At 59.8% G+C, this 12958-nt stretch carries 12 protein-coding genes and 1 pseudogene; 3 read left to right on the top strand and 10 right to left on the bottom strand.

Annotation, left to right across the window (positions count from 1 at the left end):
- Nucleotides 1-84: 84 nt before the first annotated feature.
- Nucleotides 85-975, bottom strand: coding sequence for a helix-turn-helix transcriptional regulator (locus DJ82_RS06835; RefSeq protein WP_094581398.1), 891 nt, complete (start codon nucleotides 973-975; stop codon nucleotides 85-87).
- A gap of 887 nt (nucleotides 976-1862) precedes the next feature.
- Here DJ82_RS06835 and DJ82_RS06830 point away from each other — a divergent pair.
- The 3 genes from DJ82_RS06830 (at nucleotide 1863) to DJ82_RS06820 (ending at nucleotide 4621) form a co-directional block, all read left to right on the top strand.
- Complete coding sequence (locus tag DJ82_RS06830; protein WP_094581397.1) at nucleotides 1863-3281, top strand: MATE family efflux transporter; 1419 nt, start codon at nucleotides 1863-1865, stop codon at nucleotides 3279-3281.
- Between the two features lie 193 nt (nucleotides 3282-3474).
- Entirely contained in the window at nucleotides 3475-4128 is a 654-nt protein-coding gene (locus DJ82_RS06825; protein WP_158217284.1) for a CPBP family intramembrane glutamic endopeptidase, read from the top strand.
- Nucleotides 4129-4348: 220 nt separating this feature from the next.
- Nucleotides 4349-4621 carry a hypothetical protein gene (locus DJ82_RS06820; protein WP_094581395.1) on the top strand — a complete coding sequence of 91 codons (273 nt, stop codon included), beginning with the start codon at nucleotides 4349-4351 and terminating at the stop codon, nucleotides 4619-4621.
- A gap of 19 nt (nucleotides 4622-4640) precedes the next feature.
- Here the strand turns inward: DJ82_RS06820 and DJ82_RS06815 are convergent, their stop codons facing one another.
- The 9 genes and pseudogenes from DJ82_RS06815 to DJ82_RS06780 all read right to left on the bottom strand — a co-directional run bounded on the left by DJ82_RS06815 (nucleotide 4641) and on the right by DJ82_RS06780 (nucleotide 12693).
- The gene (locus DJ82_RS06815; protein ID WP_094581394.1) at nucleotides 4641-6032 is read right to left on the bottom strand and encodes an ATP-binding protein; all 1392 of its coding nucleotides are present in this window, start codon (nucleotides 6030-6032) and stop codon (nucleotides 4641-4643) included.
- Nucleotides 6033-6374: 342 nt separating this feature from the next.
- On the bottom strand, nucleotides 6375-7508 hold the full coding sequence (locus DJ82_RS06810; RefSeq protein ID WP_094581393.1) for a serine hydrolase: 1134 nt from the start codon (nucleotides 7506-7508) through the stop codon (nucleotides 6375-6377).
- 450 nt (nucleotides 7509-7958) lie between these two features.
- Entirely contained in the window at nucleotides 7959-8285 is a 327-nt protein-coding gene (locus DJ82_RS15700) for a DUF5615 family PIN-like protein (protein WP_094581392.1), read from the bottom strand.
- Nucleotides 8282-8512 carry a DUF433 domain-containing protein gene (locus tag DJ82_RS06800; protein WP_094581391.1) on the bottom strand — a complete coding sequence of 77 codons (231 nt, stop codon included), beginning with the start codon at nucleotides 8510-8512 and terminating at the stop codon, nucleotides 8282-8284. The genes DJ82_RS15700 and DJ82_RS06800 overlap by 4 nt, the downstream gene beginning before the upstream one ends.
- 188 nt (nucleotides 8513-8700) lie before the next feature.
- Complete coding sequence (locus DJ82_RS06795; protein WP_241881449.1) at nucleotides 8701-9306, bottom strand: hypothetical protein; 606 nt, start codon at nucleotides 9304-9306, stop codon at nucleotides 8701-8703.
- A gap of 60 nt (nucleotides 9307-9366) precedes the next feature.
- Nucleotides 9367-9522: pseudogene (locus DJ82_RS15695) on the bottom strand (HNH endonuclease); the annotation flags it as partial.
- Nucleotides 9523-9728: 206 nt separating this feature from the next.
- Nucleotides 9729-10400 carry a hypothetical protein gene (locus DJ82_RS06790; protein ID WP_094581389.1) on the bottom strand — a complete coding sequence of 224 codons (672 nt, stop codon included), beginning with the start codon at nucleotides 10398-10400 and terminating at the stop codon, nucleotides 9729-9731.
- On the bottom strand, nucleotides 10397-11335 hold the full coding sequence (locus tag DJ82_RS06785) for a hypothetical protein (RefSeq protein WP_094581388.1): 939 nt from the start codon (nucleotides 11333-11335) through the stop codon (nucleotides 10397-10399). Before DJ82_RS06785 ends, DJ82_RS06790 begins: the two co-directional genes overlap by 4 nt.
- Nucleotides 11336-11853: 518 nt before the next feature.
- Entirely contained in the window at nucleotides 11854-12693 is an 840-nt protein-coding gene (locus DJ82_RS06780) for a hypothetical protein (protein ID WP_241881448.1), read from the bottom strand.
- Between the last annotated feature and the right edge of the window lie 265 nt (nucleotides 12694-12958).

The raw sequence follows: 12958 nt of genomic DNA, 5'->3' as shown, positions 1-12958 counted from the left end.
ACCGGGTTACTTCTGGACTCAAGCTGGGCATCAGTACAGTCTCACGACGGGACACTTCCGAATAATCGCTCGACGAAACGGGCCTCAATCGAGAACAGTAAGATCGCCGTCCACAACGAGTTCCAGCTCATCACCACCCTGTTCAACGCAGAGTGCTATTTTCCACGGGTCTGACGAACGAATATCTACGAAGCGGTCAGTCATCGCAAACTCTAATTCCCAGGTGGGCGTCGTCGTGACATCGAGATCGCGCTCTTGGAAGAAGGCAATCAGCGAGGAATTGTACAGGAGTGAGAGCCCGACCGACATGTACTGCTGGGCACCGCAATGGTCGCATGACCGGTGAACGAACACGTCTAATTGTTCGGATCCGGGCACGGCTAAATCGTCACCGATCAAGAATTGGGTGCGGAGTTCGTTGGCGCATATCGAGCAGACGCCCTTCGAGAACGCTAGAATCCGGTGCCTGATGTACTGGTCCATCCGGTTCAGTAAGGCATCATGGTCACCCTCGTCAATACTCGGTGGGGCCGTCGTATCGGAGTACTCCTGGCCACACTCAGAACACAGGATAGTAAACCGCCGGTCGGCGTATCGTGCCTCAATAGGCGCATCACAGTAATAACAGTCAACGCCCACTTTGAAGTCCTCAATGTAGGCTTCCCTGGTGTAGGTGCCAGCGAGAATCGTCCGGTACAGCGTCACCGCCCTATACCGTAGTCGATAGCCGTCTTCAGTTTTGTCGATGAACGGGCCGACCAACTTCTGGAGGTGATAATTGAACTGGCTCGTTCCGATGTCAACGCCGGATTTCGAGTACAACTCTGAGAACGATAAAACCGGTCTCGGGCCTTCTGTGCCCTGTTCGTCACCTAGTGTCCGGATGATTTCCGCACGGTACTCGTTTCCAAGTATGGCGAATGCCTTCTGTGACGTAAGGCTGGTATCGGCTGTCCCTCCGTCGGATATGAGCATATACCGTACGGTTGACGGGTCAGGAGTTATCTTTTCGGGAGAGTTCTGTAGAGCAGTCAGCAAAGGGGTCCCGATAAGCTTGAAGATATAGATGAATCTGCTGCGCTCGTCGTTTAAACAACTGTTTCTGTCTCACAAATCCTCTTATCCGCCGCCAAATGTGGTATTTGTAGACCATGAAACGAAGGGAATTGCTCGCTCTTACAGGTGTCTCGATGGTCGGATTCGCAGGCTGCTCAGGCAGTGCTCCGGATCAAGGAACGCAGACCACCTCGTCAATTCGGCTCTCCGAGTACGAGTGCCCACCGCACGGTAGTAAAGCCGAAACAGTTGTCTGCTCACATACGGTTGATCCGGAAGCTGCAAGTGTCTATCTAGTCCCATCAAATCCTACAGGTGCTAAATCACCAAACGAAGTCGATCTGACGCTTCACAATAACTCATCTACCGAACTGGAATTCAACCCATATCAATGTAAGATTAAGAAGAAATCCACCGCCGGATGGAAGCCAATTGAGGCACGGTCGTCCGGTAATGGGCGACTCACTCTCCTGCCCAGTGGAACTCAGAAGTGGACGTTCGGAGAGGTAGTAGAGTTCATCAACGCGACCGCTACTGTGGGCCCGGGAACATACACAGCGGGTATTCGCGTCCCTCATCCCGAGAATTCGAGTTGGATACGATGCCTTTCATTGTTCCGCCTCGGATAATCGCCAGGAGGCGTGTGGGATAACCTCACAGCGGCGCTTAACCTCGATACGAAGTACACATTGACGCGTGAGTACTAACCGTTTACACGGACTTACCCCGCTACACTTAGTGTAATTTTAATTACGGAAGCGAGTTTTAGCGGCCTTATTAGTGGTTCTATCGCCTGTTTTACTCCTATGTTCGAACTGTCAAGTGACGAGGTTACTTCCAAACCTATACACCGCGTTCTGGCGTTGATGTCGATTCCGTTGTTGGCTCAGAACGTCGTGGAAGTGGCATCGCTCGTAATTGATCTGTTCTGGATCGGGCGACTCGGTGGTGACGCAGTGGCCGCTGTCGGTCTCGCCGCGCCGCTATTCAGTCTCCTGCTCATCCTCGTCATTGGCGTCCCCTACATCGGGACGATGATACTTGTTTCGCAGCGCGTAGGAGCCGACAAAGAAGGCGCAGCCCAACGGGCGACGTTCAACGGTGTCGTCCTCGGAGCAGTTCTGAGTGTCGTCATCGGAGGCGGTGCCGTCCTCGCCACACCGACGCTCGTCGGATTCCTAACTATGATTCGTCCCGGTCCAACCCCGGCAAACGTCGTCGAGCTTACAGTGACTTACATCCGAATTCTCGCGCTTGGCCTCGTGTTCGCCGCGACCAGCGACGCAATTGAAGCCGCTTTCGTGGCTAGGGGTGACTCACGAGCTGCCCTGTATATCAGTATTGCTACCGTCGCCACTATCCTCATCGCTGATCCCGTCTTGATATTTGGTCTCGGGCCGGTCCCTGAGATGGGGATCAGCGGGGCGGCGCTCGCCTCTGTACTCGGATTCGCCGCAGGACTCGTACTCGCCGTCGCGTTCGTTCTACAGGGGCGTAGCGGAGGAGTGTTGTCCCGGACGGCGACTCGCATCGATCTCGACGAAGTTCGAGCGCTCTATGACCGCGGGTTCGCACCGGCCGCTCAACAGGCGAACCGCCGCATCGCAGAACTCGTGATGGTTGTTATCGTGTTTTTCACAGGCGGTCCCGTCGCACTAGCTGCATACGCGGTCGGCACACGCGTCTTCTCCGCAGCATCCATCCCCGCGCAAGCGTTCCAGTCGGCGACCCAGAGCGTCGTCGGCCAGAATCTTGGTGCCGGGAAACCGGAACGTGCCGCTGATACCACTCGGGCTGGCGTAGTGATCCTCGCGGGAGTTCTCGGCCTCCTCGCCATCGTCCAGTGGGAGATGGCCAGTAGTATTACGAACGTACTCGCACCGGAACTTAGCGGCGCAGCGTTCACCCTTGCGGTCGATTTCCTACGACTCTTGGCCCTCAGCTATCCGGCCTACGGCACGATGTACGTTCTACAAGGCGGATTCAATGGTGCCAGTCGAGGAGAGGTGAGCTTCCGCTCGTCAGTACTCCAGTACTGGGCAATCCAGATTCCATTGGCAGGAATCGCTGCAGTGCTCCTGAAGACCGGAGTTATCCCAGTATTCGGCGCTATCACGGGGTCCCACGTCTTAACCACGGTGATTCTCGCAGGCTACTACCACATACAACGCGATACGCTGTTCCACGACGCAGCTGACAACGTAGCTAATGGCTCGGCTGATTAACCAGAAATTCGTTGATACTACCGCACCAATCAAACAACTTTCAAATGATGACTGACTCTAATTCAAGCCAAAATAGACCGGATCCCCACCACCGGCAAACGATTCAAAACAGATGGAGATGGAGTGAATCATGGTACCCAGAGCAATCTTGAACGGGCGGCCCCAACGTAACTCGGCGGCACTTAGTGACCGTTTGCCCGTTGGGATCATCGCTGCGGCACTCCCTGTACCGTTAGCTATCGGTATCGGGCTGGTCTACCAAGTTGTCGTCCCCGGAGCAGAGTATGGTGTTGTTGGAAAAAATGTCAGCTATGGCCTCGCTTCTCTGTTGACGATTACCGGTGTATACTTCCTATTTAGCCCGGCAGCGCGAGCGGTTGCGTTCCGGTTTGACCGCCCGAGCAAGGATGAACTGGCGTGGGCGCTGCTTGGTTTTCCAATTGGAATAGCGTTGTATCTCGGTTCAACCGCGGCGACCCAAGCTGCGGGACTCACGATGAGTGGCTACGTATACTCCCTTTCTGATCCAGTTGTTGTCGGAGCAGTCGTCTTCGGCGCGGTATTGGTTTCACCATTCGTTGAAGAGGTTTTGTTCCGTGGTGTGGTGCTCGGGGCGTTGCTTGGGCGGGGCGTCCACCCGGTAGTAGCCGGTGGAATGACCATTCTCACGTTCGGGCTTATTCACGTCGCGTTACTCGGCGTCGCAGGGATAATCACGATGTGTGCGTGGGCAATTGTTCCGACGGTAGTCCGACTGCGCTTCGATAACCTGAGTGGGGCATGGCTCGTACATCAACTCAACAATATTTGGGGGTACATCATCGTCGTCGCATTCGGTCTTGGATGATATCCGGCACTTCAGCTTCATTCTCGTCTCCTCGCCAATGGTAAGCACTTGACTTTCCGCCCGCAGCGGGGAGCAGCTGAAAACTGATAGCTCCGGTAGTAGTCAGTATACAACCCCGATCTACCGACCGTTTCGTTCGACTTGACGTCTGAACAAGCGTATTTCAACAGAACCGTCGGTTGGGGCCACACACTTACCTGACCGCTCTCACCTACCAGACATGCCTGGCACCAACGACGACTCGAACGCGGGGGAGCGACCATACCCGGATAGTATCGAAGAGACGACGCAAGGCCATCCCGAGGACGAGGACATGGATATTATCGGCGAACCCGATCCGAACGCAGGGGAACAACCGTACCCGGATGATATCGAGGAGACGACACAAGGACACCCCGACGAGGACGACATGGATATCATCGGCGAACCCGACCCGGATGCAGGGAAGCAACCGTACCCGGACGACATCGAACCAACTGACGGCGGTGAGTGAACCACACGCCCCCTCGCGCTCACCGGTTGAGCGCGCCGACGACGTCGTCGATCGTGAAGAGCCGCACATCGTTCCGTCCGGCGGCGGCTTCCTGAACGCTGTCCGTGAAGCCGCCCCGAGAGAATAACGCGTATTCGAGGGTTCGCGTCCCACCGCCCGACGGCTGCCACCGGAGTTCCTCAACGTGCTGTTCAAGTGACGCTAGCGCGCCGTAGTCCAGCGGTGCGTCCTGATACTTACACTCCCCGACGACGATCGTCCCGCCGTCAGTAAGTCCGACAACGTCGATCTCGTGGTCCTGATACCACCACTGCCCGACATCGACGATCGGCGTCTCACCGTACAACGTCCACAGCGCGTCACAACACAGTTGCTCAAACGCCGGCGCGATGAAGTCGGCCAACTCAGGTTCGACGAGTCCGTCGTACGCGTCGTCGCCGAACTGGTCGTACCGGTCCGCGCTCCCGTACAGGAACCGGAACCAGAACCGGAACAACGGGTCGCGCAGCCGGTACTGGCTTCGTTTAGATCGTTCGGGTTTCTCAGTCACCGGGACGTGCCGGTTGATGAGTCGAAGCCGCGACAACCGGTCCAAGTACGTCGATAACTGGTTGTACTCGATCCCCGTCGCACCGGCGATTTCGTTGCGCCCGGTCGCGCCGCCAGCGATCGCTTCGAGAATCGAGAAGTACCGCGTCGGCTCCGTCAGCTCCATGCGGAGCACGTACTCCGGTTCGTTACGCAGCGATCCGTGACGAGTCAACACCGTCTCCTGGATGTTCTCACCGAGCGACCGGTCGGCGTCAAGCTCCTCCAAGTAGTACGGAACCCCGCCGAACACGCTCCACGCGCGCACCGCCTCGTCGGCCGTCGCGTCGTCCGGCAGAAACGCTGTCGCGGCGTCGAACGACAACTCACGGATGTCGAGCGTCAGGGACGTCCGCCCGTACAGCGGACTGTCTCCGAGCAGCGTCGCCTCCTCCATCATGCTGATCGACGACCCGACCAGCACGAACGTCGTCTCCGACTCATCGAACTCGTGGTCGAACAACGCCTGTACCACGGACGGAAGGCTTTCGTCCTGCTCGATCAAGTACGGGAACTCGTCAAGGACGACGATCGCGTCCCGGTCGCCGAGATACCTGAACAGTCGCTCCCACTCGGGACGAATATCCTCGATACCGGGAAACACCTCTGCCGCAGCCGCAACGAACTGCTCCAGTTGGAGGTCTCGCGTCTTCTGGCGCGCCTGATAGAACACGGCGTTATCCCAGTCTTCAAGCGCCTTCTTCACGAGGCTCGTCTTTCCGAGTCGTCGGGGCCCGTACACGACGGCGAGCTCAGCGTTCTCCGAGTCAAACAGGCCGTGAAGCCGATCCAACTCATCCGAACGATTGACGAAGCCAGTCATACCACTCACTCAGCGCGCACCGAATAAAAATACTCTGAATAATCATATCTCAAAGTATCGTATTCAAGAGTATCATCTCAAGCAGTAGCGAGCAGCGACAGGCGACCGTCTCTCAATAGCTGGTGGGCAGCTGTTCACCCAGCACCGCGAATAGCTTTTCACAGCAAACACGCCGAACACATTCGCAACGGACTCCCGGTCACACCTGCGGTCGAACGGCGTCTGTCGAGCTCGTCTTCCACGCCGTTACAACGCTACTGTTCGGCCGCCCGGCACGACTCCGTCACAGCACCGTTCGCGGCGAACCGCCTCCGACTCAGGAACACGGCCGCGTTGAACCCCTTACTCGTGGAGCGCTAATCGGACGGCATCGGACATTCCACTGACGCGAGCGGCATGCTCCCACGATTCCTCGCGGATGCCGTTGGTGACGTATGCGAAGCCGACGTTCAGTTCCGGGTCACCCCAGCCGAAAATACTCCCGAGCCCGGCATGACCGAACATCCGCTCGCGGCTGAACGATCCGAACATGTCATTTGCTAATCCGCCAGTCCAAAACCCGAGCGCATACCGGGCCGGTCGCGAGAGTGTTCTGTCAGACTCTGTTTCGGCGTGGGTCCGAGTCGCTTCGGCAACCGTCTCCTCATCGAGCAGGCGCGTGTCGTCAAGTTCACCGCCGTTGGCCATGCACGCGTAAAACCGCGCCATGTCTCGCGCAGTGCTAATCCCGTTTGCCGCCGGGATAACAGCCCGTCGAACAGCTTCGTCGTTGAACGCTGCCGCGGATTCGGACGCCGGGATACCTAACCCCTCACCGGGGTCGCGGCACCGATCGAACATCTCGAATCCGGCGAGGGTAGCGACATCATCCTTCTCGTCCGGGCCAAGTCCGATCGACGAGCGGTCCATTCCTAACGGGTCAAACACGTGTTCAGCGACATACTCATCGACGTGCTGCCCGGACAAACGGTGAATGAGTTCACCGACGACCCAGCCGTAGTTGAACGTGTGATACGCCGGTTGCTCGCCCGGATCGAACACCGGATCGATGTCTTCCATGGCCTGAACGACTGCGTCCCAGTCACCCCATTGTTCGGGCTGGTCGTCGAAATCGCCGAACGGAATCCCGGCAGTGTGGCTCAGCACCTGTCGAATGGTGATCTCGGCTTTCTGCGTCCCGTCGTCGGCGAACCCGGGCCAATGCTCGACAACCGGGTCGTCGTACGCGGCCACGCCTTGCTCAATGAGTTGATGCAGGCCAACGCCCGCGTACGGTTTCGTACACGAAAAGATGAGATGACGCGTTTCTGCAGTAGTTTCATTCCCATCCGGACCGGTCGTCCCGCCGGCGAAATCCACGACGAGATCTCCGTCAACGTAGACCGCGAGTTGCGCGCCGTGATGCAGACCGACATCGAGGTGACGGTCAAATTCGGCTCGAAGCTGCTGTCGATCACCATCGGTGAGTGCTACCATACCACTACTTACAAACTACTGACAATAAAGATTCGGTCAAACACACAGCTCACTGCCTCCACGCTCTCCACCAGCACACACACGTCCTACCAAGTACTGACTGGTTCACCAGAGCCGGGAACCACTCCCCAGCCGCTACATCGACCCGTCCCCGTTCAACAACTCACATCGCTCTACACCGCATGCGGCTCCCCACCCCACATCTCCACGCGACCTAAGTCACCGTCCGGCACCTCCACATCACTCCACGCCGCCACGACTGCTCCCACCTCGTTCGACTCGGCATCACGTTCCACTGGCCGCCCACCACGATCGAATCCATTTGAACCAACCGATCGATACCTCTCCTGAGGATGACCACTCGGATTTATCGAATGCTCCCGAACGAACGCGTTTCACACCATCCACCGCTCAGTATCGGCGATCTCCTGTCACGGAATGACTGATAGACTACACGTACTGAATCGACTGGTCGTCTTCGGATCGGTTCTGTAGGTGCTCATCAACGACTTTCACGACATCGCCTATCTGCCGTCCCGCCTGCTGTACGTAAATCACGCCCCGATGTTCCAGCCCCTGGCCTTCGACGAGCGTCAAAAAATCGTCATCGAATGTCAGGAGCACCCACTCGTTTGCGACTGCGTACCGCAACTGCTCGCGGTCTGGGTCACCAAGCGTGCCTTCATCTCGGGCGGTGTGAACCGTCCACCCGCGTCTGCGGAGCCCGTCAGCAACCGGCAGCCAAATACTCTCGTCACAGTACAGCGGCCGTGTCATACGGATGCCGGTTCCGACGACGCCGACCGGAAGTCATCGATATGATCGTAATAGTACGCAAGCGCCCGATGCACATCACTAAGACTACAATCAGGGTACAGCTGTGTAATCTCGTCAGGATCGTACCCGCTGTGTTCGTACGCCGACGCGATATCTTTGACACGGATTCCCGTCCCCTCGATTGTCGGCGCACCGTCACTGTGTTCAGCGTCCTGGACGATTCCCATACTCCAAATTGCCCGTGCACTAACTTGAAACACGCGGGTAAACAGGTCATCACCGGGTTTCCAGTCACACACAACCCCCGTTTCCGCCCGATTCTACAGTCACTCGAAGACCAATACCGTAGTTCCCGTATCCTACCCACCAGTTAACACAACAAGCACCTCTCAATCGACCACAACCGACTGCCCCGCTACATCGACCCGTCCCCATTCAACAACTCACTCACATCCCCGTACATCTCATCCGGCTCCCCACCCCACGTCTCCACGCGACCCAGATCACCATCCGGCACCGCCCCATCATTCCACACCGGCACACCGTCCTCGCCCTCGCTCACCTCATCATCACTGCCGGCTGGCCGCCCACCACGATCGAATTCGTCGAGCGGAAACGCGTATGCTGTCGCCCTGTACTGCTTATGAAACGTGTTCCGCCGCGTCACCCCGAACACCGATGCGACTAACTCCCGGTCACACCCGCGGTCGAGCGCACGCCTGACGAGCTCGTCTTCAGCGCGTTGCAACGCTAACGCGCGGTCGCCCGGCACGTACCCCCGCGCCGACTCATCCACGTCTTCCGGGAACCCCCACGCTCCCGTTTTCGCATCCTGATCGACGAGCTGCTCATCACGCCCCGCCACCAACCGGTCTAACCCCATCAGCACCCACAAGCGTTCTCGCACCGCCGTTTCCGAGAGCAACACTTTCACGCGGACGTACACGTCACGGAACGGCGCCGGCCCAACCTCATCCAACACGTCCAACAGCAACACGTCATGCGGCAACAACACCCGCATATCCGCCTCCGTCAACGGCACCGGGGCGTCGGCCGCGATCGGCCGGTGATGAAACCAGTTGTGACACGCCCGGCACGTCACCGCTAAATTCACCGGATCATCTTCCGGCACGTCACCCGGCTCCCGCTCAATATGATGGACATGCAGCACTGCGATCCCGCGCGGCGGCCCACGCGCCCCGCACCACTGACACCTGTTCCCCCTAGTACTCAGCATCAACGCGCGCGTCCCTGCATCCACCGTGTCCGCCCCGCGACCCCACCGCCTCACAGCCGGCCCTCCACAGCCCCTCGCACACTCACTTTCGATACGCCTCGCACACCGCGTCGCGTTCGTTGCTCACTCATTAGGTTCGTCAAACCGCGTTCAGTTCCCGCGCTCCCCAGCACTCCATGGCGTATCGCTTCAAACCGGCCGCGCCGCTACCCGTCGAGCACCGTCGGCGTCAACGACTTGAGTTTGAAATCTGATTTCGAACAGTACTGTTCCGCAAGCAGCGTCAACGCCCGCGTCCGCAACGTATCCACTGCGTTATGCTGCACTAACGCCGTCGTCCGCCCCGCCGTAAACGCCGTCACCGCCTCCGCACTATCCGTGAACGGATCCGTCGCGTTCACCCCGTCACCAATCAACGCCGCGTACGCCCCCACCAAATCATCGCGCGACTCCCCATCCCGCGACGTGTTAAACAGCTTCTCAACGACTGGGAGGACGTCCGCGTACGGTACATCCTGAAACGGCCACGCCACCCCCGTCACCGCTAACCTGGTTCGAAGGAACGGTAAATCAAACCCGCCGCGCCACCGCTCCCCATTGTACGCCACCACCAACACATCCTCCCCGTTAATCCGCTCCACAGCGAACTCCCCGACCGCCCGCAACAACCCCGCCTCCGACGCATGCACCGACACTGACACGGTTTCATCAATCGCGTCACCCACCACCGCCCCTACCGCCTCACCGTCAGTATCAGGATCGCCCCGCACAAACACACGACACCCGAGCGGCAGTGCAAACCCCACCACCGTCACCACGTCATCCACGTCAAACCCCGTCGTCTCAATATCAAACGCCACCACTTCCAGTGCCGTCACAACTCCTCACCTCGTCCCGGCACCCGATCCTCACCACCCGCCCTGACCCGGAACTCACCGAACCCGAACCGCGAGTGCGTCCCAACACGCGTCACACCATTCCTCGCCGTCCCGACCGGGTCCAACCCCGTGTACGGTACCACGTGCCCGTGATCCACGGTTGCAAGATCGAACACCCCGTCACCCGTCACGAGTCGTTCACCACGCCGCCGCAACCCATCCCCAGTCACTGCTTCTGCTGACCGCGACTCGCCCCACCACGACGGCACCGACTGCCGATCTGCACCTGAAACCTCGCTTTGCAGCACGAACGGCGACAACAATTCAACAGTGTACGCGTCATGCCCGCGTAACCCGTCGAACGACACGTCATCAAGATCCACGACCAGAGTGTCCGCCACCGACAGCTCACCAAACCCGTAATTCCGCTGCCCCCCAACTTGGATGCCCTCAAGCACGTCCGTCGACACTGGCAGTACCGATTCGTCGCCCGGGGCGTGCACGTAGCAGTGCAGGAACCACGGGACGCGGCGCTTCGAATTCCGATGATGGTCTGGCACCCCGAAGAACGATTCCGGGGCGAACGCCCACCGCCCACCGTGCGTTTGTACGTCCAACGTATTCTGTGCGTCTCTGGGGCGTGAGTCCAGCAACCACCGGTGCGCCGCATCCCGATACAGGAACAAATCCGCGTACGCCTCTACCTCGGGTAGTGACCCGCCGAGCTTCCCCGCATACCCAGGCATCGAATGCGCCGCCGGGAACGCCCCGTACTCGCACGGAACAAACACGCCGTGACTCACATGCACCGCGCCCCGCGTCGCATCACTCACCTGGTCCGCGAACGCGTTGAACAACGCATTCCCCGACACGTGATACGGCCGCCCCGCATACGGCGACTCCACCTCGAACAACACTTGCTGAATGCGCGTCACGCAACCACCCCACCGTTTCCACTCCAAATAATGACACGATCACACACCACACGACACGGCCACCCCACACACCCTGTTTCCACTGTTCCACACCTCGAACGCGATCGAGACCCCACACACCCCGTTTCCAGTGTTCCCAAGCGCCCGTCAGACCAGTCCTGCACACACCCCGTTTCCAGTGTTCCACCACACCCACTGGCCGACACGGAGCGCACGAGCCGGCACGCCACCACGCGCCCCACCCCGCACCCACCGACCGCGGAAACCACGCCAGTCACGAGCTGTCCCACCACGAACACCCCGGTGACCAACGCAGCCTCACCACGCGCCCGGTACCGCGACTGCGAGCCCACCACGACCCGCAGCCCGCACACCGTCCCGCGCACCGTCGCCCCCAGTCGACGCACCACCGACCACCCCACCACGAGCACCGCGTCCGCGCGCAGCGACCCACCACGGACCGCCGCGCGCCCTATTGCCGTCCCCCCGCCCATCCGGATCAACCGCTCCTCACCCCGTCACGCACTCAACCGCAGCACCACCGCCACGACATCCTCCACGTATTGGAGTGCCGTTGAGAACGACCGGATGCGACGCACCTGCGAATCTAGGACACGCAGCCACTCCCGATCGAGGTTCAACGGGTGTTCCGTCAACCGCGACCACGTCCCCGCAAACGACCGGACCGGCCCCGCACCCATCGACGCCACCGCCCCCGACACCGGCGGCTCACCCGTCACCCGCACCGCAAGTTCCGACGTCCACAACACCGTCCGGCACGGCACCACCACCTCCGCGGCTAGCGCCGCCGGCACCCCGTCACCATCCAACGGTGGGCGACGCTCCGGCCGCTCCGCAACAATAAACAGGTCATCGAACGCGTGCCCCGCCCGGTAATTATCCAGCAACGCCGCCACCAGCAACGTGTGGTATTTCAGCGACGTGTACGGGAAATACACCGACTCGTTGAACCGCGACGCCACGTCACTCATCAACCACGTCGCGTGCAGCCGCTCCAGATCCGAACACCCCGGCACCACCAATTCACACACGTCTTCCAGGGGTGCCGGAACCTGGTCTGGTGGCGCGACCGTCGCTCCCGTCACTAAGGAGAGGCGCGCTGGCGACGCGTGGTTCTTGACTGTTTGCTCCGGCTCCCCCTCCGGGCGGCTCAACAACGCCGCGTCCCCATCCGCACCGCACGGCACCGACTCATTCACCCGCACCCCGCACACCTCCCGATCAGCCACAGCATGCTGCTTCCCCCGCAGTTTGTGGATGTCGTGTCGGAACGCCGCCACCAACGCACCCGACTCACCATCACCAGCAGGCTCCTGAGCGGACTCCGTCTCCGTCACGTCCCATCACCCTCCCTACCCGACTCACTCTCACCGTCACCCGACGCGTGCTTACCACGACCCTCCCGGATACTCTCAGGCGTGTCCTGCACCGGCTCCGTCGCCGTCGACGGCGGCCGCGGCTCATTCAACTCCCCATCCAACTCCGCACCGCCCTCGCCTTGCGCCTCCCAATCAACCGGGTCCTGCACCGGCCCTGTCGCCGTCGACGGCGGCCGCAGCTCATCGAGACCATCTTCTTCATCATCACCGTCGCCCTGCTCGT

It is taken from the genome of Halorubrum sp. Ib24, from assembly GCF_002252745.1.
Lineage (GTDB): Archaea > Halobacteriota > Halobacteria > Halobacteriales > Haloferacaceae > Halorubrum.
The sequence above is the reverse complement of the archived record's forward strand: the minus strand, read 5'-3'. Positions and strand labels throughout refer to the sequence as shown.